This window comes from uncultured Roseibium sp. (genome assembly GCF_947499295.1).
Classification (GTDB): domain Bacteria; phylum Pseudomonadota; class Alphaproteobacteria; order Rhizobiales; family Stappiaceae; genus Roseibium.
The window spans coordinates 19,515-42,370 of the sequence record NZ_CANMNP010000004.1; the positions used below are offsets into that span (position 1 = coordinate 19,515).

22 protein-coding genes are annotated in these 22,856 nt (G+C 56.1%); 9 read left to right on the forward strand and 13 right to left on the reverse strand.

Going from position 1 to position 22,856, the window contains the following annotated elements:
* The 5 genes from Q0835_RS08400 to Q0835_RS08420 form a co-directional block, all read right to left on the reverse strand.
* Entirely contained in the window at positions 1-825 is an 825-nt protein-coding gene (locus Q0835_RS08400; RefSeq protein ID WP_298820986.1) for an ABC transporter permease, read from the reverse strand.
* Positions 822-1,751, reverse strand: coding sequence for an ABC transporter permease subunit (locus Q0835_RS08405; protein WP_298820988.1), 930 nt, complete (start codon positions 1,749-1,751; stop codon positions 822-824). The genes Q0835_RS08400 and Q0835_RS08405 overlap by 4 nt, the downstream gene beginning before the upstream one ends.
* 4 nt (positions 1,752-1,755) lie before the next feature.
* Complete coding sequence (locus Q0835_RS08410) at positions 1,756-2,874, reverse strand: ABC transporter ATP-binding protein (protein WP_298960202.1); 1,119 nt, start codon at positions 2,872-2,874, stop codon at positions 1,756-1,758.
* Positions 2,875-3,086: 212 nt separating this feature from the next.
* Positions 3,087-4,181 (reverse strand): polyamine ABC transporter substrate-binding protein, encoded by a 1,095-nt coding sequence (locus tag Q0835_RS08415; RefSeq protein ID WP_298960205.1) that lies wholly within the window; start codon positions 4,179-4,181, stop codon positions 3,087-3,089.
* A 148-nt stretch (positions 4,182-4,329) separates the two neighbouring features.
* Positions 4,330-5,718, reverse strand: coding sequence for a glutamine synthetase family protein (locus tag Q0835_RS08420; protein ID WP_298960209.1), 1,389 nt, complete (start codon positions 5,716-5,718; stop codon positions 4,330-4,332).
* A gap of 164 nt (positions 5,719-5,882) precedes the next feature.
* Between Q0835_RS08420 and Q0835_RS08425 the strand changes: the two genes are divergently transcribed.
* The 7 genes from Q0835_RS08425 (at position 5,883) to Q0835_RS08455 (ending at position 12,346) form a co-directional block, all read left to right on the forward strand.
* Complete coding sequence (locus Q0835_RS08425) at positions 5,883-6,590, forward strand: GntR family transcriptional regulator (protein WP_363324495.1); 708 nt, start codon at positions 5,883-5,885, stop codon at positions 6,588-6,590.
* 155 nt (positions 6,591-6,745) lie between these two features.
* Positions 6,746-8,164 (forward strand): glutamine synthetase family protein, encoded by a 1,419-nt coding sequence (locus Q0835_RS08430; protein WP_298820996.1) that lies wholly within the window; start codon positions 6,746-6,748, stop codon positions 8,162-8,164.
* 41 nt (positions 8,165-8,205) lie between these two features.
* Positions 8,206-9,600, forward strand: a complete 1,395-nt coding sequence (locus Q0835_RS08435; RefSeq protein WP_298960212.1) for an aspartate aminotransferase family protein — start codon at positions 8,206-8,208, stop codon at positions 9,598-9,600.
* Positions 9,601-9,775: 175 nt separating this feature from the next.
* Positions 9,776-10,168 (forward strand): YciI family protein, encoded by a 393-nt coding sequence (locus Q0835_RS08440; protein ID WP_298821000.1) that lies wholly within the window; start codon positions 9,776-9,778, stop codon positions 10,166-10,168.
* On the forward strand, positions 10,137-11,384 hold the full coding sequence (locus Q0835_RS08445; RefSeq protein ID WP_298821003.1) for an RNA polymerase sigma factor: 1,248 nt from the start codon (positions 10,137-10,139) through the stop codon (positions 11,382-11,384). Before Q0835_RS08440 ends, Q0835_RS08445 begins: the two co-directional genes overlap by 32 nt.
* A gap of 113 nt (positions 11,385-11,497) precedes the next feature.
* The gene (locus Q0835_RS08450) at positions 11,498-11,881 is read left to right on the forward strand and encodes a VOC family protein (RefSeq protein WP_298821005.1); all 384 of its coding nucleotides are present in this window, start codon (positions 11,498-11,500) and stop codon (positions 11,879-11,881) included.
* A 57-nt stretch (positions 11,882-11,938) separates the two neighbouring features.
* Positions 11,939-12,346 (forward strand): MAPEG family protein, encoded by a 408-nt coding sequence (locus tag Q0835_RS08455; RefSeq protein ID WP_298821010.1) that lies wholly within the window; start codon positions 11,939-11,941, stop codon positions 12,344-12,346.
* Positions 12,347-12,539: 193 nt separating this feature from the next.
* Here the strand turns inward: Q0835_RS08455 and Q0835_RS08460 are convergent, their stop codons facing one another.
* The 7 genes from Q0835_RS08460 to cysG form a co-directional block, all read right to left on the reverse strand.
* Entirely contained in the window at positions 12,540-13,421 is an 882-nt protein-coding gene (locus Q0835_RS08460) for an SDR family oxidoreductase (protein WP_298960215.1), read from the reverse strand.
* 1 nt (position 13,422) lies between these two features.
* Positions 13,423-14,025 (reverse strand): TetR/AcrR family transcriptional regulator, encoded by a 603-nt coding sequence (locus Q0835_RS08465; RefSeq protein WP_298821014.1) that lies wholly within the window; start codon positions 14,023-14,025, stop codon positions 13,423-13,425.
* 379 nt (positions 14,026-14,404) lie between these two features.
* Entirely contained in the window at positions 14,405-14,938 is a 534-nt protein-coding gene (locus Q0835_RS08470) for a DUF934 domain-containing protein (protein WP_298960217.1), read from the reverse strand.
* Between the two features lie 34 nt (positions 14,939-14,972).
* Positions 14,973-15,734 carry a phosphoadenylyl-sulfate reductase gene (locus Q0835_RS08475; RefSeq protein WP_298960220.1) on the reverse strand — a complete coding sequence of 254 codons (762 nt, stop codon included), beginning with the start codon at positions 15,732-15,734 and terminating at the stop codon, positions 14,973-14,975.
* On the reverse strand, positions 15,721-17,379 hold the full coding sequence (locus tag Q0835_RS08480) for a nitrite/sulfite reductase (RefSeq protein WP_298960223.1): 1,659 nt from the start codon (positions 17,377-17,379) through the stop codon (positions 15,721-15,723). The genes Q0835_RS08475 and Q0835_RS08480 overlap by 14 nt, the downstream gene beginning before the upstream one ends.
* Positions 17,380-17,434: 55 nt before the next feature.
* Positions 17,435-17,734 (reverse strand): DUF2849 domain-containing protein, encoded by a 300-nt coding sequence (locus Q0835_RS08485; RefSeq protein ID WP_298960227.1) that lies wholly within the window; start codon positions 17,732-17,734, stop codon positions 17,435-17,437.
* A gap of 21 nt (positions 17,735-17,755) precedes the next feature.
* On the reverse strand, positions 17,756-19,219 hold the full coding sequence (gene cysG / locus Q0835_RS08490) for a siroheme synthase CysG (protein ID WP_298960230.1): 1,464 nt from the start codon (positions 19,217-19,219) through the stop codon (positions 17,756-17,758).
* A 287-nt stretch (positions 19,220-19,506) separates the two neighbouring features.
* On the opposite strand from cysG, the gene Q0835_RS08495 reads away from it, so the two are divergent.
* Positions 19,507-20,007, forward strand: a complete 501-nt coding sequence (locus Q0835_RS08495) for an invasion associated locus B family protein (RefSeq protein ID WP_298960235.1) — start codon at positions 19,507-19,509, stop codon at positions 20,005-20,007.
* A gap of 130 nt (positions 20,008-20,137) precedes the next feature.
* Positions 20,138-21,229: a hypothetical protein gene (locus Q0835_RS08500; RefSeq protein WP_298960238.1), complete on the forward strand. Its 1,092-nt coding sequence runs from the start codon at positions 20,138-20,140 to the stop codon at positions 21,227-21,229.
* Between the two features lie 109 nt (positions 21,230-21,338).
* Here the strand turns inward: Q0835_RS08500 and Q0835_RS08505 are convergent, their stop codons facing one another.
* Positions 21,339-22,847, reverse strand: a complete 1,509-nt coding sequence (locus Q0835_RS08505) for an aldehyde dehydrogenase (NADP(+)) (RefSeq protein ID WP_298960241.1) — start codon at positions 22,845-22,847, stop codon at positions 21,339-21,341.
* Positions 22,848-22,856 lie beyond the last annotated feature (9 nt).

Below are 22,856 nucleotides of genomic sequence, written 5' to 3' on the forward strand. Positions count from 1 at the left end.
TCAGCCATCCGCTCCGAAAGCTGCACGCTCGTCACGTTCGCGCTGCACCTGCTGGCGTTTTGTGACAATTGACGCGGCGATCACGCCGATGGTGACCACACCGACAAGCAATGTGCAGACGGCGTTGATCTCAGGCGTCACACCCAGGCGAACCTGAGAATAGATTTTCATCGGCAATGTGGTCGCGCCTGGCCCTGTGGTGAAACTGGCGATGACAAGATCATCCAACGACAGCGTGAAGGCCAGCATCCAACCGGCGATAACGCCCGGCAGAATGATCGGCAGTGTAATCAGGAAAAAGGTTTTGACGGGCGGGCACCCAAGGTCTTCGGCTGCTTCTTCCATGGACTTGTCAAAACCAACCAGGCGCGACTGGACGACCACTGCGACATAACACATGGCAAAGGTCGTATGCGCCAGCATCACGGTCCAGAAGCCGCGGGCCTGATCCATCGATACAAACAGCAGCAACAGGGAAAGCCCCAGAATGACTTCCGGCATCACCAAAGGTGCGAAAATCATCCCGGAGAACAGCGACCGTCCGACAAAACGACCCGAGCGCACAAGCACCAGCGCAGCCAAGGTTCCCAGAACCGTTGCAATGCAAGCCGACGTGAATGCAACACGCAGTGTCACCCAGGCCGCATCAAGCAGTTGGTCGTTTTCCAGAAGTGAAGCATACCATCGCGTTGAAAACCCGCCCCAGACAGTGACCAGTCGGCTGTCATTAAAAGAGTAGATCACCAGGAGCACAATCGGCAGGTAGAGGAAGGAAAACCCGACGACCAAAGACGTGACGTTGAACCAGGTCGGACCGCGCGTCATCCTTCTTTCTCCGACATTTTTTGCTGCTGGTTCTGGAAAAGAACGATCGGGATCACCAGGATCAGCAACAAGATTACGGCCACTGCTGAGGAAACCGGCCAATCTCGATTGTTGAAAAACTCGACCCAGAGCGTCTTGCCGATCATTAACGTGTTGGAGCCCCCGAGAAGATCCGGGATAACAAACTCGCCGACTGCTGGAATGAACACCAGAAAGCATCCTGCGATGATACCCGGCAGGGAAAGCGGCACCGTTATCTTCCAAAATGCCTTCCAGGGCGGACAGCCGAGGTCCTCGGCCGCTTCGAGTAGGCTGCCGTCCAAACGTTCAAGGCTGGCATAAAGCGGCAGCACCAGGAACGGCAGGTAGGAATACACAATGCCAATATAGACGGCGATGTTGGTGTTGAGGATCACCAGAGGCTCATCGATCAGCCCGAGCGACAGCAGCAGCTGATTGAGCAAACCTTCATTCTTCAAAATGCCGATCCAGGCGTAGACACGGATGAGGAAACTCGTCCAGAACGGCAGAATGACCAGCATGAGCAGCGTCGGGCGCAAAGCCTGAGGCGCACGCGCCATGGCATAGGCAATCGGGTAGCCAATCAGAAGTGTCAGAAAGGTCGAAACGGCGGCGATGGTTACGGAGGAAAGATAGGACCTCCAGTACAGCGCATCCTCAGTGAGCCAGACATAGTTTTCCAGAGACAGTTCGCTCAATCCGTCCGCGAATGCCTGCCAGCCTTCAGAAAGGTCAAAGGTCGGAACGTAAGGAGGGATGGCAATCGCCACTTGCGACAGGGAGATCTTGAAGACGATCAGGAACGGCGCAAGGAAAAAGATAAGCAACCATATGTAAGGCATGGCTATCAGTAGCCAGCCTCCCAAACCCCGCCTGACCGGGGGCGCGACGTGTTCTTCCGCCATCCCCCTACCCTCTCAATATGACACCGGCGTCCCTGTCGAACGTCAGCACCACGTTGTCGTCCCAGGTGATCGGTTTTTCCACGATGCGTGAGACATTTGCGAAAGTTGATCGAAGCGTGTCGTGATCGTCTTCACCAACCTTGGCATGAATGATGGATACATCTCCCAGATAGGCGATGTCCCAAACCACACCACCGATATGATTGACGACGCCGGGTTCGACGTTCCCTTCAGCAATGCGGACCTTTTCCGGACGGATGGCATACCAGACGGTTTCACCGACACTCGCGTCCGTCGCCTGATCGCATTCCAAGGCAAAGCCGTCGACAACCGACGTCATCCGGGTGAGCGCGTCGGTCTTCTCCGTCACCTTGGCCTCGATCAGGTTCACATCACCGATGAAGTCGGCCACGAATTTGCAATTCGGCGCTTCATAGATTTCGGCAGGCGTTGCGACCTGGACCAATTCGCCCTTGTCCATCACCGCGATCCGGTCAGCAACGGTCATGGCTTCTTCCTGATCGTGGGTAACGATCAGAAAGGTCATTTTCAGTTCTTCCTGCAGGTTCATCAGTTCGAACTGCGTTTCTTCACGCAGCTTGCGGTCAAGCGCACCGAGAGGCTCGTCGAGCAGCAGGACTTTCGGTCGTTTCGCCAAGGATCTGGCCAACGCCACCCTTTGGCGCTGGCCGCCGGAAAGTTGATGCGGTTTGCGCTTGGCAAATTGCTCCAGCTTGGTCAACTGCAGCATCTCCGCGACCCGAGCCTCGACTTCCGAGGTGGGCATCTTGTCCTGCTTCAAACCGAAGGCGATGTTCTTTTCCACGCTCATGTGCGGGAAAAGCGCGTAGGACTGGAACATCATGTTAGAGGGACGACGATAAGGTGGAATGCCAGCAAGATCCTGTCCATCGAGAAAAATCTGACCGGACGTCGGAGTTTCAAATCCGGCAAGCATGCGCATCAGGGTTGTCTTGCCACATCCAGAACCGCCCAACAGTGCGAAAAACTCTTTCTCGTAGATCTTCAGGGAGAGGTTCTTCACCGCAGTGAAGTCACCGAATTTCTTGGTAACATTGCGAAATTCGATGAAGGGAGGATGATCAGGGTTTTCCCAGGGCATGAACTCCCTGCGTACTGGCCCTACTGATTTTTTTGCCACAATATCCCCCACCGGGTGATCGATCAGCCTTCCAACGAGTCCCGATAAACGCTCAGGCCGATCTATGCAAAATGTCCAGAGCGGTGCATCCGGTTCTTCCGGAAAACGAAAAACCCCTCAGGACACCAAACCAAAAACCGCCAGGTCTTTCCAGAACCCGGCGGTTTTTTCAGTTACTGACCGCTTTTTACGCCGGTCCAGGTCCGCGTGACGATCCTTTGTATCTTCGGCGAATAGGGCGTCGTGGTGAAGAGGTTTTTAACCGTTTCTTCGTCCGGGTAGATCGCCGCGTCGCCGATAACGTCTTCGTTCAGAAACTCCTGGGAGGCCTTGTTGCCATTGGCGTAATAGACAACGTTGGACGCCTTGGCCATGACGTCCGGGCGCATGATGAAGTCCAGGAATTCATGCGCTTCTGCCTTGTTGGGTGCATCCGCAGGGATTGCCATCTGATCGAACCACATCTGTGCGCCCTCCTTCGGAATGGCGTATTCAACCGTGACGCCATTTCCGGCTTCGGTTGCGCGGTCCCGGGCCTGCAGCACATCGCCGGACCAGCCGATCGCCACGCAGATATCGCCATTGGCAAGCGCATTGATGTATTCGGACGAATGAAACTTCTGAATAGACGGGCGGATCGTTTTCAGAAGCTCGCCTGCCTTTTCGATATCGCCCTGGTCCTTGCTGTCCGGATCGAGGCCCAGATAGTTGAGTGCGGCCGGAATCATTTCCGCCGGCGCATCCAGCATGTAAACGCCGCAGCTCTTGAGTTTCTCGATGTTTTCCGGCTTGAAGATGAGGTCCCAGCTGTCCACCGGCGCATCCTCACCGAGGGCCGCCTTTACCTTGTCGACATTATAGCCGATGCCAGTTGAGCCCCACATGTAGTTGATCGAGTAGGCATTGCCCGGGTCGTATTTTTGGACTCGCTCCTCAATATCCTTCCACATGTTGGAAAGGTTGGACAGCTTGTCCTTTTCAAGTTCGGAAAAGACACCGGCCTGAATCTGACGCGCCAGGAAAGTCCCCGTCGGGACCACAACATCATATCCCGTACCGCCTGCCAGCAGTTTGGTCTCCAGAACCTCATTGCTGTCAAAGACATCATAAACGACCTTGATGCCGGTTTCCTTGGTGAAATCCTCAAGGACCGACTCATCGATATAGTCTGACCAGTTGTAGACATTCACAGTCCGGTCCTGAGCCAGTGCAGCGCCGCTCATCAGGCTGAGAACAGCAACACCGGTTAACATGGTTCTTAACGTCATCTGAAAACTCCCCTCAGAGTTTGTGTTGACCCTGTCCGGGCCTAGTCTCTGATTAAAAACGGACATTCGCGCTTGGTGCGTCTTGTCTGTCCCGCAGATTGGCGATGGCACCGGATTTTGTCCAGCGCCGATTTTGTGCAGTGTCAGCTCACAAATAAGTCTGACGCTCCAACGACGAGATCTCCCGCCCGAATTCGTTCAGTTCCTCTCTTTTGATCTCCGTCAGCACCTTGTGCATTTCCTTGCCGACAGCTTTTTTCATGAGCTTGGACGCTTCAAAGGCATCGATGGCTTCATCCATCCACGGCGTCAGCCGTTTCTTCCGTTTTTCATAGGCATTGCCGGTGACAGGCGCCGGCGGGTCCTTTTGCAGGGTCAGCCCTTCCATCATCCCGGCGAGAATGCCTGTCAGAACAAGATACGGATTGGCGTCTGCGCCGGCGATCCGGTGTTCCACGCGCGCGGCTTCAGGACTGGAAGCTGGAACACGCAAGGCAACCGAGCGGTTGTCATACCCCCAGCAGATCGACGCCGGTGCGTAAGATCCCGGCTGCATGCGCCGGAAGCCGTTAAAGGTCGAGATGAACATAAGCAGTGACTCAGGCATGGTTTTCAGCAACCCGTTGATGGCATGTCCAAGTCGCTCGCCTCCCATTTCCGGATCGGCAAACAGGTTGCCCTTCTCGTTCTCCATGGAGACGTGCACATGCATCCCGTTGCCCGGCCATTCCACAAAGGGCTTGGCCATGAACGAGGCCTTGAGTTCATGTTTTCTGGCGACACCGGCCACCAGACGGCGCAGGAGAACAACGTCATCAGCTGCAAGCAAGGGATCGCGGCGATGGTGCAAGTTCAACTCAAACTGCCCAGGCGCAGCTTCAGAAACCGCTGCATCTGCCGGTATGCCTTGCGCCTCACAGGCCCTGCGCAGATCATCGACGACCGGCAGCAGTGCCTCAAGATCAGACAGAGCGTACATGTTCTGGCGCGCCGGGCCGAGATGCGTTGAAAACAACGGTTTGGGCTGCTCTGTCCAATCACCGTCGCTTTCCTGGAAAAGATAGAATTCCAGCTCGAAGGCACAGGTTGCCGAAACGCCGTATTCTGTTTTCAGGCGCGCGACCATGTTCTCCAGAACATGGCGAGGGTCTGCGAGAAATGGTTCGCCGTCGCGGTCATACATCGACAGCAGAACCTGCGCCGTTTTACGGTCCGCCCAGGGAACAAGCTTTAACGTTTCGGGGATGGGCCAACAGACGCCATCCTTGTCACCGGTTTCCAGATGCATGCCGGTGGCTTCAACTTCGCGGCCCCAGACGTCAAGACCAAACAGCGAATAGGGGAAGGCAACGCCGCCTTCGAACACTTTCGGCAGGGCCTTGCCTGGCAGCCACTTGCCACGCAAGACACCGTTGGTATCGGGGAGGATGACTTCAAGCGTATCCAGGTCCGGGTGGGCAGCAAGGAAGGCTTCAAATCCGGCCTTCCATCCATGCTCTGCAGGATGTTCCAGGATCTGATGGGGAAGCTCGTTCATTGAGTGCTCCGTTACGCCCCTTGCGTTGTCACCGCGGTGTCACTCCGAGACATGACCATGCCGACAGCTTTTGTTTGCGTCCTTTTCAAAAATGTGATCACTTTCGGAAAACCCTGTCAAGGCAGATCGCACATTGAGCACATTTTGGCGATTGGAGACCATCCTTGTCCGTCCGGCAAACCGCATTGTCTTCCGGCATTGAGAAGAGGGACGGAAATCCCGTTCCAAGCAAACGGGGCGCCACGCGTGAACAGGTCGATCACTCGGTGCGCAACGGCCTTTTGACCGGGCGCTTCATTCCTGGAAAGGCTGTAACAATTCGCGGGCTCGCCGCCGAGCTTGGCGTCAGTCCGATGCCTGTGCGCGAAGTCCTGCAAAGACTTGCTGCGGAAAATGCTCTGGAAGTCAAACCCAATGGCCGGGTGCAGGTTCCCGACATGACGCCGGAGCGTTTCGAAGAGCTTTTGAAAGCACGCTTGTTGCTCGAACCGGAACTGGCAGAGCTTGCATTGCCTCATCTCAGAACGCTGGACGTCAACGCTTTGATCTCAATCGATGATGAGATTGACCGCCATCTGACCGGCGGCGACGCCGAGGCTTACATGAGGCTCAACCATGCCTTTCATTTCCGGATCTACAGGGCATCGCTGTCAAAGGTACTCTTGCCTCTGATCGACAGTCTCTGGCTGCAATTCGCACCGTTCATGCGCACGGTCTACGGACGCGTGGGCACGGCGAACCTGGAAGATCGGCACAAGGAGGCCATTCGCGCGATTGAACAGAAGAACGGCCCTGCCTTGCGGGCGGCAGTAACGGCTGACATCAGTGACGGCATGGGTTTGCTGGGCAAGGCAATCCTCACCGACACATGAGCCTGTTGATCCTTCAGTCAGGCCATGTCATTTTGTGATCACAAATTAGACGTTCGCACAGACGACAACATTTTCGAAACGTGATTTCGGCGACCGGCTCCAGGCCGGTCAACCAGGTCACCCCACTCAGTCTGCCGCGAAACCGCACGAGACCAATGGAGCTTCACGTGAGCGCAGACAACCCCGGCAACCAATCCGCCAACCCCGTGGACAGCCTTCGGGGTGTCCCGGATGTCGATGCAGCACGCGACTGGCTGCATGCCCGCAACATTCAGGATATAGAGTGTGTGGTTCCCGACATTGCCGGTGTGGCACGTGGCAAGATGATGCCGACCGAGAAGTTTTTCTCAGGGTCGGTCATGACCATGCCTGCCTCGATCTTTGCGCAAACCATTTCTGGCGACTACCCGGAAGACGACGACAGGTTTCAACATAACCCGACCGACGGTGATCTCTACTTCCGTCCTGACTACAGCACATTGACCACGGTCCCCTGGGAATCCGACCCGACCGCGCAGCTCATCCACGACGCCTATACGCGTGACGGTGCGCCGGTTGAAACCGCGCCACGCAACGTCTTGAAACGCATCCTCAAGCTTTATAACGACAAAGGCTGGGACCCTGTTATCGCGCCAGAAATCGAATTCTACCTGGTGCGCCCGAACACCGACCCGGACTACCCCCTTGAGCCGCCGCGTGGGCGGTCCGGCCGACCAGAGGTGGGGCGCCAATCCTATTCCATTTCCGCCCTGAATGAGTTCGACGATCTGATCGACGACATTTACGACCTTTCGGAAAAGCAGGGCCTTGAGATCGACACGCTGATCCACGAGGAAGGCGCAGCGCAGATGGAAATCAACCTGCGCCACGGCCATCCGCTCGTGCTGGCCGATCAGGTATTTCTATTCAAACGCACCATCCGAGAAGCTGCGCTGCGGCATGACATGTATGCCACATTCATGTCCAAACCGATGTCAAACCAGCCCGGATCGGCGATGCATATTCACCAGTCTGTGCTCGACAGCCAGACCGGCCAGAACATCTTTGCCGGAGAAAACGGCGAAGAGACGCCTGCTTTCCTGTCTTTCATTGCAGGTCATCAGAAATACCTGCCCAAGGTGGCCTGCATCATGGCACCATTCGTGAACTCCTACCGACGGTTTTCCAAAACTTCGACTTCTCCGGTCAATGTCTATTGGGGATACGACAACCGCACCGTCGGACTGCGGGTGCCCTATTCGAGCGCTGATGCAAGGCGGCTCGAAAACCGGATCCCCGGCTCTGATGCGAACCCTTATCTTTCCATCGCTGCAAGCCTTGCCTGCGGCTATCTCGGCATCATCAACGAATTGAAGCCTGACGCCCCCAAATCGGACGATTGCTCCGAGCGGGCAAAATCCCTGCCGCGCGGCTTGCCGGAAGCCGTGGCCAGTTTTGAAAAGTCCGAGGAGATGGTCGAGGTCTTTGGCGAGCAATTCGTCGCCACCTACCGGGCGATCAAATACGAGGAATTCGAAACCTTCATGTCAGTGATCAGTGCCTGGGAGCGGGAATACCTCCTGCTCAATGTCTGACCCCTCGACCCCGCTATTTTCCTTCCATTGGAGTTCACGCCATGACGGCCCATTCCAACATCTATCCGACCAAGGCTCTGCAGGAACTCGATGCCGCCCATCACTGGCATCCCTTTTCGGATATGAAGAGCCTCAACGAAGAAGGCAGCCGTATCATCACGCATGCCGACGGCGTGTGGCTGACGGATTCAGACGGCAAGAAAATCCTCGACGGAATGGCCGGTCTCTGGTGCGTGCAAGTTGGCCACGGACGGCGTGAAATCGCCGATGCCGTCTTTAAGCAGATGAACGAACTTGCCTATTCCAACACATTCTTCAAGACCACCCATCCTCCCGCTATCGCCCTCTCGGAAAAGCTGGCGAAGCTCGCACCTGATCATATCAACACGGTGTTTTACTGTTCCTCCGGGTCAGAGGCGAACGACACGGTCTTTCGTATGGTGCGAACCTATTGGGACATGAAGGGAAAGCCGGACAAGAAGGTGATCATAGGCCGCTGGAACGGCTATCACGGTTCAACGCTCGCCGGGACCAGCCTTGGCGGGATGAAGGCCATGCACAAGCAGGGTGACCTGCCGGTTCAAGGTGTTCATCATATCGACCAGCCCTATTGGTTTGGTGAAGGCCACGACATGAGCCCGGACGAATTCGGCATTGCCGCGGCCCGCAAACTGGAGCAGGCGATTGACGAAATCGGCGAAGACAAGGTGGCCGCATTCATCGCTGAGCCGATCCAGGGGGCCGGTGGCGTCATCATTCCACCGGAGACCTATTGGCCCGAAGTCCGCAGGATTCTTGCAGATCGCGACATTCTTTTTGTATCCGACGAGGTCATCTGCGGCTTCGGTCGTCTCGGTGATTGGTTTGGATCATCCTACTACGGCATGGAACCCGACTTGATGCCGATCGCTAAAGGCCTGACTTCAGGCTATTTGCCAATGGGCGGTGTCCTGGTGTCTGATCGCGTAGCGGAAGGCCTGATGAACGCAGGCGAAGACTTCAACCACGGCTATACCTATTCCGGTCATCCGGTTTGCGCAGCGGCTGCGCTCGCCAACCTTGAGATCATCGAACGCGAAGGCCTCGTTGACAGGGTCAAAAACGATATTGGCCCCTATCTGCAGGAGCGCTGGCGAAATCTGGGTGAACACCCTCTGGTCGGTGAAGCCCGCATGACCGGGCTCATGGGAGCTCTGGAGCTTGTTCCCAACAAGAGCGACCCTCACAGACCGTTCAAGGATGTTGGAACCGTTGGCACGATTTGCCGCGACGCCTCGTTCCAGAACGGCATGGTCATGCGGGCTGTCCGGGACAGCATGATCATCTCGCCACCTCTGGTGCTTAGCCACGAAGAAGCCGATTTTCTGGTTGAGACCGCCTGGAAGACACTTGATGACACCCATCAGGTCCTGATGCGTGACGGTTGGCTGGGATAAGGGATAGTGCTTCTTAGAGATTTGCGAGAACCACAGCTCATGCGGTGTCGATCGAAAGATTGAGACAACAACCGCAACAAACCACAATTCCGGAGATTTTCTTGTCTCGGCCTGTCGGGTAAGCTGGGGAGAAAACGTCCCTTGATCGAACCTAGGGAACCGGAGGAACTCAGCAATGCTCTTTTCCGTTTTGATTTACGGCAGTGAAGATTTCTACGACGCTCTTTCACCGGAGGAGCATCAGGAAATCCTGAAGAAGCATGGAGCGTTTCACGAACGCACCAAGTCCGACCGGAGTTTTGCCGCTGCGACCAAACTGATGTCGACAGGAACGGCCGTCACCGTCAACAGGGAAAGCAACGACTTTATCGTCACTGATGGGCCTTTTGCGGAAACCAAAGAACAGTTCATGGGTTTCTACCTGATCGACACGGCCACCCTGGAAGACGCAATCGAGGCCGTGAAAGAACTGCCTTTTGAAAACGGCCGCGTCGAGATCCGGCCTGTAGCTTATTTCGAGGGGGCAGACTTCCAGAATGCCGAGCGCCTGGTTATCGACGCATCTTAGAGCAGCTCGTCCGCGCGTTCTGGCTGCGCTTAACCGGGCATTTGGCGATATCGATCTTGCAGAGGATGCTTTCCAGGAAGCGTCTCTTAAGGCGGTTCGTACCTGGCATCCAGAAGACCTGCCAAAAGATCCTGTTGCCTGGCTTATCGTCACCGGCCGCAATTCAGCTATAGACGCACTGCGCAAGCGGAGAAGGGAAACACTGTCTGCCCCGGAAGACCTGGAGCTGGCACATGAAGAAACCAATCCGGAAGAAGACCTGACGGATGCGCTCGATCGTTCTGTCTACCGCGATGATATCCTGCGGCTCCTCTTTACCTGTTGTCACCCGGTTCTGCGCCGCGACCAGCAGATTGCCCTTGCGCTCAAGGTTGTCGCCGGCCTGACGGTAGAAGAAATTGCCCGTGCCTTTCTGGTTCAACCAAAGACCATGGAACAAAGGATCACACGTGCAAAAAAGCGGCTTCATGCTGCCAAACTTTCCTATGAAGAACCTGATGCGGCTGAGCGGGCCGACCGACTAAGCACAGTCGCCAATGCGATCTATCTTGTGTTCAACGAAGGGTATTCCGCCTCTCAGGGGATTGCCCTTATCAAGGAACCGCTGTGTGAAGAGGCCATCCGTCTTGCCCGGCTGCTGGTACGCCTCTTTCCCGAAATACCGGAATTGCGCGGTCTTTTGGCACTCTGCCTCATCCAGCATTCCAGACGATTTGCAAGGCTGACTGCAGACGGTCAGGCCGTGACGCTGGAGATGCAGGACCGGTCCTTGTGGGACAGGAAACTGGTCGCCGAAGGAACTGTGCTTCTCGAGGCAGCTTTGCGCAACGCGAGACCCGGTCACCTTCAGATCGAAGCAGCCATTGCGGCCACGCACGCGCGCGCAGCTTGTTATGACCAGACCGACTGGCAAGAAATCGAACGGCTCTATCGTGCGCTTCAGCACATTCGTCCCTCACCTGTAGTCGCGCTCAACCACACCGTTGTACTTGCCAAACTTCACGGGCCGAAATTCGCGCTTGAGCGACTGGACCGTTTGCAGACGTCTCTTGAAAGATATGCCGGCTTTTTCGCAGTCAAAGGCTCGCTGCTGATGGACCTTGACCGCACACAAGACGCTTATGACGCCTTGAAGCGCGCCTTTGATCTGGCCGGTACGGATGCTGAACGACTGCACATAGAACAGAAGCTGCACAAGCTTTCCAAAGACACCTGACTCCGATCATTTTTTTTCAAAAATAACGTCACCCTGTCGGAAATGCCGATCCTCACTCGTTCTTAGAACACCTGGCCTTTTCAGGTGGACTTCAAACGACGAGGACAAGAGACATGAGCAATCCGATGCAAACACATGGTGCCTTCAGCTGGATGGAACTGCACAGCGGCGATGGTTCAAAAGCCAAGGCATTTTACACAAGCCTTTTGGGCTGGGGCACGGAAGAGATGGAAATGCCCGGCATGACCTACACAGTGATCGCCAATGGCGAAGAGAAGATTGGCGGATTTCCACCCGAACAGTCCGACACCTCCCGCTGGCTGCCTTATGTCACGGTCGATGACGTCGATGCACGCATTGAAAAGGCCAAGTCACTCGGTGCAACGATTGCCAGCGAACCAATGAGCGTGCCAGGGGTCGGACGGATGGCAACACTTGTTGATCCGGTCGGCGGTGTGATCGCCCTGATCACCTACGAAGCGCCTTCGGCGGAATAAGCGTACCGGTGGGCCGACTTCACAGGTCGTCCACCCTACTCCCGAAGGAGTTTTGACATGAATATTGTTTCCACATTTCCAGTAACGCTTGTGTTCATAGCCTTGCTGGCTCTGGTACAGATTCCCATGACGGTTGCCGTTGGTCTTCGACGCCTGAAAACGGAAACGCATTTTCTGGATGGCGGCGATGAAATGCTGCTCAAGCGCATGCGCGCACACGGGAATTTCACCGAAACCGTTCCAATCGTGCTGCTTGCAATGGCTGCCGCCGAATATTCCGGAGCTCCGGTCGCACTTTTATGGGCCGGCGGATGTTCCCTTCTGCTAGGCAGGCTCGTTCACTATGGCACCTTGGTGAATTCCGGTATTGGCAACGGCAGAGCCATTGGCATGTTGCTGACGCTTACACCGATGCTCGTTTTCCCGGGTTTCGTTCTGTGGACACTTACAAGCACCAGCCATTGAACCGACCCGGTACAGATTGCAGATTGCCCCACACCTTGCGCTCCATTTCAGGGTTCAAAACCCCTGATCATGACAAGCGCCGCGAGAGATCTCTCTTGCGGCGCTTGAAGGTTATCTGCGGACCCTGTGGTTCATGCCTCTATGCGGGTCAACAAACTGACTTGAGGTTTCAGGAAAATCGATCTCGACATGCTTATTGTGCCGCCCCGGTATAAACCGGCTTCAGGCTTTTCACGAGCTCCGCCTGGATGGGAGCGACGGCATCATTGAGTGCCGCAACGCCCATGTCGTGACCAACCTGCGTGCGGATAGGGCGTGCGCCGTCCATGTCCGCCAGCTCAACAATCTTCATTGCGACATTGTTGGCATCCGTGCTCGCATCTCGTTGATCAAACATGCCTTGAAACATGCCGAGCAACCGGTCCCGACCATTTGAGAGATCACCATATTCTCCCACCGTGCCTGTATCTCCCGGCGCAGGTGCCGTTGTTACCAGGTCAGTGCCGTGACCACTCGGTTCTACAAGAACCGATTCAATGCCGAACGGCTCGAGCTCGTAGTGTAAAGCTTCACAATAAGCTTCCATCGCCCACTTGCTGGAACAGTAGAGACCGAAATACGGCATCCCGAACCGTCCGGCTACCGAACTGAGGCTGACGACGAGCCCGGTTTTGCGCTTCCGCATATGCGGAAGTACAGCTTTCGTTGTCCGCATGACGCCATAGACGTTCACGTCGAACAGATCCTCTGCCTGTTTCATGGTGAAGCCCTCGGTCAAACCGACGGGCATCACGCCGGCATTATTCACCAGGACATCGATCGCGCGATCCTTTTCAATGCTGTCGATCGCTCTCTCGACACTTGTCGCGTCGGTTACATCAAGGTCGATGGGGACAATCGTTCCGGAAACGCCTTGGGCATATGCCGTGAGATCGGCGGCTGCTCCCTTGTTTCGCGTTGTCAGTCCCCGCATGCCTGCATAGACCACGTGCCCACGGTCCGCAAAACGCTCGGCGGTCAAAAGGCCAATCCCTCGGCTGGCGCCGGTAATCAAAACGGTTTTCGGAGCTGCCATATCAAATTCCTTCATCCTTGAAGATTGTGCGCATGAAAAGCGCCAGGGGTTCGTCGTCGCGGCACGCCTTCATTCTGGTCAGCGCGCCACTCCACGAATTCATGAGCCAGTCTGCGGCCTCATGGGCCGAGAGATGGCCAAGTCCGACGTCGGATGTGTCCATTTCTTTCAGGCAAGCCGTCAACTCGCGAACCATTGCCTGCCAATGCGTGTCCAGCTCAGCCTGAAATTCCGGTTTTTCGTCCGCAAGCTCCGTCGACAGGTTGCACATCAGACAACCCTGCGCGAAGGAACGATCCTTCATGCCTTGACGGGCTCCTTCAAAAAAGGATTTCAGGCGCTTGAGAGGTGGTATCGAAACGTCAGAGAGAATGCTCTGTGCGGTTGCCACTTCCTGGGCGTTGTAGTGACGGGCAACCGCAATGCCGAAGGCTTCCTTGGTGTCGAAGTAATGATAAAAAGACCCCTTGGGAACGCCACATGCCCTCAAGACATCGTTGATACCAACGCTGGCGAAACTGTTTTCCCGGATCAGATCCAGACCGGTGTCCAGCAACCTGTTTCTGGCTGTTTCGTACGCGGCTTCGTTTCGTGTTCGTGCCATTTGTCAGACTTTTCTGAAAATACGGATGCGCCAATGGGGCGCTTCTGCAAGAGGACAGTGTCGATAACTCAATTAATAATAGACTGGTCTATTTACTGTCAATCAATGACGATTTCACACTCGCGTTATCACATGAATGAATGAAGCCGTTTCTTGAAAATCTCTTTTTTGACAAGACCTTGCGCCTTGTCCGCGAAAAATTCTCACGAGGCGCTGTATTGCGCTTGCCGTAATGAAGCGGAACAAAGAAGACCCGGTTACAGCCTCCTGTAACCGGGTCGAACATTTTCTCAGTCTGAAGGCGTGCGAGAACGCGATGCACGCCTGTTGCAGATATCTCGCCCCGATCTTTTGGCAAATACCGGGAAAGTGCGCCTGACTACTCGGCGGCGACGGCAACATCGCGGAAGGACCGGCGTGCCCAGGGCCGGGTACCGACCGGAATTTCTTCCACTGTGCCGACCGGCTGCAGGTATTTTGTGACTTCCGGCCATTCACCGGCTTTCAAAGCTTTCAAGACTTCAGGCTTTGAGATCTCGAACGAAGACACGCCGCACCGTCGGGCAAGCGGAACCTGGTCGAGAATGTATTTGCCAACAGCCCGAATGTCGCCGTGATAGCCCAGTTGCTCCCGCAAAACGCGTGCGGCTGAGAAGCCCCGGCCATCGGCGAAACTTGGAAAATCGACCGCGACAAATGCCAACCGGTCGAGATACGGCTGCAGGGGTTCGACGTCATCGCCTGCTTCCACCAGGACGGCTGTCTTTGCCGAGCGGTTCAGAAACCTGTCTGCGTCATCGATGAACAGCGAAAGCGGAACAACCGCATCGCCTTCAAACGTTTCACCTGTCTCCGCGTCAATGCGATTCCAGGTTTCTTCGACAAACTCGCCGTCCTTGTAGATCGTAGCCATGTTTTGCGTCCTCAAATTCGTATTCCGGCAACTTTCAGATGCCGCTACCGTCAATTTCCTTGCCATGTGTTGGCCAATGAATGCCGCATTCCGTCTTGTCCTGGCCGCGCCATCGCCCCGCACGCGGGTCTTCGCCCGGTGCGACCTTGCTGGTGCAAGGGAGACAACCGATCGAGGGATAGCCCTGCGCGACCAGTGGATGTGGCGGCAGATCGTGAGACCGTGCGTAGTCCAGAACCTCGGCTGCAGTCCAGTCGGCAAGCGGATTGATCTTCACCCGGCCATCATCGATTTCAAACGTGTCGAGACTGGAGCGTGTGGAGCTCTGATGACGCTTGCGACCTGAGATCCAGGATCCAAATCCGTTCAATGCCCGTTCCAGCGGTACGACTTTGCGCATGTGGCAGCAGGCGTCGGTATCAGTCATCCAGAGCATTCCGGCCGGGTCGCTTTTGGCAAGGTCATCCGGCAAGGGTTTATGCGTCCGCACTTCGGTCAGGCCCAGTTTCTGGACCAACTCCTCGCGATAGAGGAGCGTTGCCGGGAACAGCTTGACCGTGTCGACAAAAAGAACCGGTGTTGATGGATCGATCTGCGCGACCATGTGCAAAAGCACCGCTGAATCCGCACCGAAGCTGGAGACCATTGCGATGTCACCGGCGAACTGATGCCGGATGGAAGACATCAGGATCTCCTGTGCCGTCGCGTCCTCAAACTGGGCATTCAGTGTGGCAACTTCCGCCTGAAGGCCCAGCTCCGGATCAACACCGAGGCTGAAGGTCTCATGCAGCCCCATAAAGAGCCTCCTTGAAAGGTGCCTCCCCGACCCGGCGATAGGCCTCCAGGAAGGTTTCCTCTTTGCCTGAACGCAGGCCGACATAGGTGTCGACGAGCTTTTCAATCGCATCGACCACTTCATCGGACGAAAAACCGCGTCCGACGATTTCTCCGATGGACGCATTCTCGTTCGCGGACCCGCCAAGCGTGACCTGGTAGAATTCCTCGCCTTTCTTCTCAAGACCGAGAATGCCGATATGGCCAACGTGGTGATGGCCACAGGCATTGATGCAGCCGGAGATCTTGATCTTCAGCTCACCGATTTCCGCCTGACGTTCAGCGGCACCAAAACGCTCGGAAATACGCTGCGCCACCGGAATGGAGCGGGCAGTAGCCAAAGCACAGTAGTCCATACCCGGGCACGCGATGATATCTGTGACGAGGCCAGCATTTCCCTCGGCGATCTCGGCAGCCACGAGCTGATCGAACAGCGCTGGAAGATCATCCAGTTTCACATGCGGAAGAATGACATTTTGCTCATGGGAAATGCGGATTTCGTCCTGTCCGTATTTCTCGGCAAGGTCTGCAATCACGTCCATCTGCGCATCAGATGCATCGCCTGGTATGCCGCCGATTGGTTTCATGGACAGCGTCACCGATGTGTAGCCAGGTACCCGGTGTGGGTTCAGGTTGTGTGCCGCGAATTGCGCAAAAGCTGCGTCGGACGCCTTGCGAGCTTCCACCGTATGAGATGTCGACGCGCCGACTTCAAGCGGCGGTGGTGCGAAATAGGCTTCGATCCGCCGAACTTCCTCATCTGGCAGGCGCAGCACTCCGAAACGGATCTTTTCGAATTCCGCTTCGATGTCGGCCTTCAGCTCATCCAGTCCGGTTTCATGAACCAGGATCTTGATACGCGCCTTGTACTTGTTGTCCCGGCGACCGTAGCGGTTATAGACACGCAGGATCGCTTCGGAATAGGCCAGCAGATCCTCTTCAGGCAGGAAGTCGCGCACTTTGCGGCCAATCATGGGCGTGCGGCCGAGGCCACCGCCAACGAAGACAACAAAGCCGATCTCACCCTCAGCGTTCCGCGCCAGTTGCAAGCCGATGTCATGTACCTGGACGGCGGCACGATCATTGGGGGCACCTGTGATCGCGATCTTGAACTTGCGCGGCAGGAACGAGAATTCCGGATGCAACGAGGACCACTGACGCAAGATTTCCGCGTAAGGACGCGGATCTGCAATCTCGTCAGCCGCAGCGCCTGCGAAGTGATCTGCGGTCACATTGCGAATGCAGTTGCCCGACGTCTGGATTGCGTGCATCTCCACTTCGGCCAACTCTTCCAGGATTTTTGGCGTGTCTTCCAGCTTTGGCCAGTTGAACTGAATGTTCTGACGTGTGGTGAAATGGCCATAGCCCTTGTCGTAGGTCCGGGCGATGTGGGCAAGCTTGCGCATTTGCCGGCCGTTAAGGGTGCCGTAAGGGATCGCGACCCGCAGCATGTAGGCATGTAGTTGAAGATAAAGGCCATTCATCAAACGAAGCGGCTTGAACTCGTCTTCACTGAGTTCTCCGGCCAGGCGGCGGCGCACCTGGTCCTTGAATTGCTCAGTGCGCTGATTGACGAAGCTGGCATCGAATTCATCGTAACGGTACATCTTCTTGCTCCTGGTTGGGCGCAGCCGTTTCAGGCGCTGCCCTTCTAAGTTCTTGTCAAACGGATACGGCTTGCGCCTGTTTGCCAAAGTCCGGATGGGTTGTCGGGCCGGCTGCGCGGATTTTTTCGCGCAAGCGGACCGGGACGATCACACCTTCTTCAACCGTCACGTCCATTTCGTAGACACCGACGACTTCCTGGTTCTTTTCACCTTCTGCTCCCTGAGAGAGCCCCTCGGCAACGGCGTCCTTGCCTTCAAAGACCTTGGCCAGAGTGATCCGCTCGACCCAGCCCCGGTTGTCTCCAAGCCAGACGACATCGCCATTCAAAAGACGGTTGGCAGTTATGACTTTCATTGCGTCCACTCTCTTCAACAATCAGGCTGCGGCGAACCGGGCTGCATCTTGCAGCGCCAGCGGTTCGGCGTTTTCCAAAGCGGCGTGCCCAACGGCTTCACCTATGACAATCAGGACCGGTCCGTCGATCTCGGTGCGGTTCGAAAGAACAGCGAGTTCGGACAAGTTTCCGGCAAACTGGCGCTCGTCCGGATGGGCGGCGTTTTCGATGACCGCAACCGGGGTTTGAGCATTCATGCCAGCCGAAATCAGTTTGGCTGCAACGGCAGCTGACACGGTTCGCCCCATGTAAACGGCAACGGTTGCACCCTTCAGCGCCAATCCGGCCCAGTCCGGAAGCGTTTCGGATTTCGCGTTATGGCCCGTTGCAAACACCAGATTTGAAGCCACACCACGCAAGGTCAGCGGAATCTGCGCAGAGGCAGCCGCCGCAAAGGCAGCAGTCACGCCGGGGACAACCTCAAAACCGATCTCATTTTCGCGTAGCGCGTCCATTTCCTCAGCTGCGCGTCCGAATATCATCGGATCACCGGCTTTCAGACGAACGACCTTTTGGCCGCCGCGGCCAAGCTCAACCAGCAAATCGCATATCTCGCTCTGGCGTACTGAATGGGCCCCCTTGCGCTTGCCAACTGAAATCCGCTCCGCATCCCGGCGGCCCATGGCAATGACACCTGCCGGCACGAGCGCATCATGAACAATAACGTCTGCTTCCTGCAGCAAGCGCTGCGCTCGCAAAGTCAGAAGGTCTTCAGCGCCGGGGCCTGCGCCCACCAGCCAGACGAACCCGGGCTCGTCGGCCATGCTGTTCAAAAGGCGCTGTGCCTCAGATCTGGCAACACCTGCCTTGCCGGCATAAAGGTTTGCAGCAACAGACCCGGAAAAGAAACGCGCCCAGAAACTGCGGCGCAGTGCACCATCGCGAATAACCTTCGTCGCGGCATCCCGAAAGCTTTCGGCAAGCCGCGCCAAGTCGCCGGTCGCACGTGGCAGCATGGCCTCGATACGCGCACGAATATGACGGGAGAGCACCGGTCCGACGCCTGTGGAAGTAATCGCAACTGCGATCGGCGCGCGATTGACAAGTGCGCCGGTGTAGAAGTCACAAAGCTCCGGTTTGTCGACGGCGTTAACCGGAACGCCCATGATGCGCGCCGCATCAACCACCGCCTTGTCCAGCGCCCAGTCCTCCCGCGCCGAAAACACAAGCGCAGCGCCGTTCAAATGCACGGGGCGGAATTCTTCACTGACGTGCTCCGCACCAAAACGCTCAATAGCTTCTTCAAGATCGGCTTCGACCAAGGCGGAGATGACGACAATACGTGCATTGGTTTCGCCCAGCAGACGAACTTTCGCCGCAGCCTCCGCTCCGTGCCCAACCACAAGCACACGCTGCCCGGCGACCTTCATGAAGGTCGGGAACACGTCGAGCCGATCTTCCGGCTTTTTGCGTGATTTCGATGTGCTGGTCAGGCGCGTAGCCATCTTCAGGGTCTCCAATCCCAGTTTGATGGCTTTAATGTAATGGGTGCTTGCCAGGCACGCCGGGCACCGGTTTTCAAAGCTATCCCGTCAAGCGGAATAGTTTTTTGCCAAATCCCTGTTTCACCGACTTCAATTCCTGAATGAAGTGAATAGCATGCGGATTTCGTATCGTTTCAGTATCTTTGAGACCGTTTAAAGCCAAGCATTCAACCAATAATGGGTGACGCGAAACGCGTGAGCGGTTATGGAATGTGTCGGGCGCGTTCAATCCGACAAAGCAGACTCAAATGCCTCATTTCAAAATGAAACTCTTTCTTGCCGCAACGCTTTTTGGAGCAACTCTCGCAGGTCATGGCTCCGCTCAGCAACAGGGCCAGGACGGCCTCTGGCAAACGCGTTGCGCAGGTTCCGCACGCGTCCTCGAAGCATTGGTGTGCGAAGCCACACAAAGCATTCGGGTGAAGGAAAGCGGACAGCTTCTTTTCAAAGTGGACATTGTTTATCCCGCCCAAAAGGCATCGCCCGTGCTGCAAATGCAAGCCCCGCTCGGCTTCTACCTACCCGGCAAGGTTAAGCTGGCTGTGGATGGAACCGCACTTGGCGAGCTTGATGTCGGGACATGCGATCAACGGGGGTGCTTTTTGAATATTGAAGCAACACCTGAGATGATTGAAACCATGAAAGCTGGCGCCAACTTGGAAATCGATTTTGCTCCGAGCGCCGAGCGGCGGCAGAAAATCAATGTTCCGCTGACCGGGTTCACACGGGCAATGGAGGCGATCCAATAGGGTCTCCCGAAAATTCCCTAACCGGAACGCAGGATCCTTGCTTTCTTGAAGCCGCAGCGGAATTCGCTTAGCCTTTCCAAGACACTGACTGCTCCGCTTTTCGCGAAGCAGTGTTTTGGTGGGGGGATTGATGCGACTGTTTCATCTGCTGGCCATTGCCGGCGCTATCATATTGTCTGGCACTGGTATTGCGGCAGCCGCCATCGTTGAAAACTTTCGGCTTGGCGGGTGGAACGGCAGCGCTTTTACCGAAGACGACAGCGGAAGGTTTTCCACCTGCGTTGCATCGGCAACCTACAAAAGCGGCATCACGCTCTATGTGCAGGTTGATACGAGCTACAGTTGGGCATTAGGTTTTTCCGCTCCCCATTGGGACATGGAAGTCGGTTCGGACATTCCCCTCCAATACCGCATTGACAGAGGCGGCTGGCAAAGCGGTGTCGCAAAGGCGACTTCCAAAGACCTGGCGCGTATGCAAATGCCCCAGGGCGGCTACATCATCACCCGCTTTCGCCGCGGCAGAACACTCTATGTCTATGACGGTACCCATAATTACGAATTCCGGCTGACGGGAACATCCAGGCTGATGGCCCGTCTTGCAAAATGTGTCGAGCAGAATATTGCCCGGTATGGCGCAGCTCCGGGTACAGGCAATACTGCAGCAGCGGCCCCCTCTAGTGGCCTGGGTCAAAAACCCGTAGCCCAGGGTTCAGCACCAACAAACACAGTTTCTGACCCACAGCTCGCGGTGGAGGCGACCCAGGCGCTCTTCAACTTCATGGGAAGCGCGGGGCTCTCTGGACTGAAGCTCATTCCCGATGGGCAGCGTGAAGAGGACCTGAATGGTTTGCATGCTGTTGCCGCCAATGATGCACGCACTGTGGTTGCGCATATTTTTTCGCCCGGCAGCTATCAGTCGGAAGAGGAATTGATGTCTCTGGTGGTCGCAGACAGCCAGAAGTCTTGCACAGACGGCAGTTTCTCCTCCGGCACCGAACGGCTGACTGAAAGTGGCAAGGATCTCTACACAAGTTATGCCAATTGCGAGGCAGGCGACTTTCAGCTGATTGAACGGGTGGCAATCGTCAAGAGAAATTCCGGCGGCATCTTTGTCTATGGTGTCGCCGATACCTATGTCGGCGAAGGCGGCGGCGCACCGGTATCTCCTCCGGAACTGACCGATCCGGATTTTTACGCGGCTGCAGCCGAAGCTGCCAACTAGGCCGCCGAAGGGCCACCTTGTCCCGCATCACATTTCCAATCCGGTCGTCGGCAGACATCAGTGACTTATCGAAGGCAATCCGAGGATTGCCCTCGACATACAATCGTAATCAGTTTTGCAAATCTTCAGGCAGTATGTCCTCCGCGATGTTTTGATAACAAACCGGACGCAGAAAACGCCGGATAGCCAAAGTTCCGACCGAGGTCGCACCAAAGTTGGTTGAAGCCGGATAGGGCCCGCCATGAACCATGGCGTCACAGACCTCAACCCCGGTCGGGAACCCGTTGGCGAGCACGCGTCCCGCTTTTCGCTCTAGAATTGGCAGAAGCTTTTTCGCAATGTGCGTGTCCTGCGCATCCATGTGAAGCGTACAGGTGAGTTGACCTGTCAGGCTTTTTGCGACCGCGAGCATTTCATCCAGATCACGCGCAACAACAACGATGCCGAGCGGTCCAAACACTTCTTCCCTCAGGTCTTTAGTATTTAGCCACACGTCTGCAGGTGCAGACAAAAGGCACGGCGATGCCTGTCGCTGATCGTTCCCGGAAGAAACCAGCACCTCTACGTTCGCATGCGCAGACATACGTTCGCACCCTGCAGAAAAGGCCTTTGCTATGCCGTCTGTCAGCATGGTTTGTGGCGCAGCTGCCCCAAGTGCCTCGATCGCGAATTTTGCGAAAGTGTCCGCTTCAGCTCCGTCAAGAACGACGGCGACACCAGGGTTCGTGCAGAACTGCCCGGCGCCCTGCGTGAGGGAGACGGCCCAGTTTCGAGCAATCTCCACGCCTCGGTTCGTCAGGGCATTCGGCAAAACAAACATCGGATTGGTTGAGCCCAGTTCGCCGAAGAACGGGATCGGATCCGGTCGCTGAGCGCACAGATCGAAGAGTGCACGGCCACCCCTTAAGGATCCAGTGAAACCGACTGCCGCTATCAGTGGGTGTTTGACCAGTGTTTCACCAACGATGCGTCCGCCATCGTGCACCATACTGAAAACACCGGGATGCACACCGGTTTCGCGAATGGCTGCATCAAAAGCCTGCGCAACCAATGCTGACAGACCGGGATGAGCCGGGTGACCCTTGACGACAACCGGACATCCTGCAGCCAATGCCGAAGCCGTGTCGCCGCCTGCGACAGAGAAAGCCAACGGGAAATTTGATGCTCCAAAGACAGCGACGGGTCCAATGGGTCTCTGCATGAGCCTAAGATCAGGTCGCGGCAATGGGCTGCGGTCAGGCAGCGCCGTCTCATGACGTCGGTCGAGGTAATCACCGGCTTCGATGTGATCGGCAAAGAGCCTGATTTGGGCGACAGTCCTGCCACGCTCGCCTTCAAGACGCGCTTCGGGCAAACCCGTTTCCTTCATCCCCATCGCCGTTATGTTCGCACCCAGCGCCTCAATCTGCAATGCAACCGCGCGTAAAAAGGCTGCGCGTTTTGCAGGCACTGAGTATCCGTAGCTCCAAAATGCTTCTTCGGCAGCCTCACAGGCTTTGGAAATCATCTCCGGTGTGCCGACCGCAAACTGGTCGGCTTGGCCAGTTACCGGTTCATTCTGGAACACTTCATCCGATGCGAGCCACTCTCCAGCGACCAGCGACTGAGTTCTATACATATTCAAACC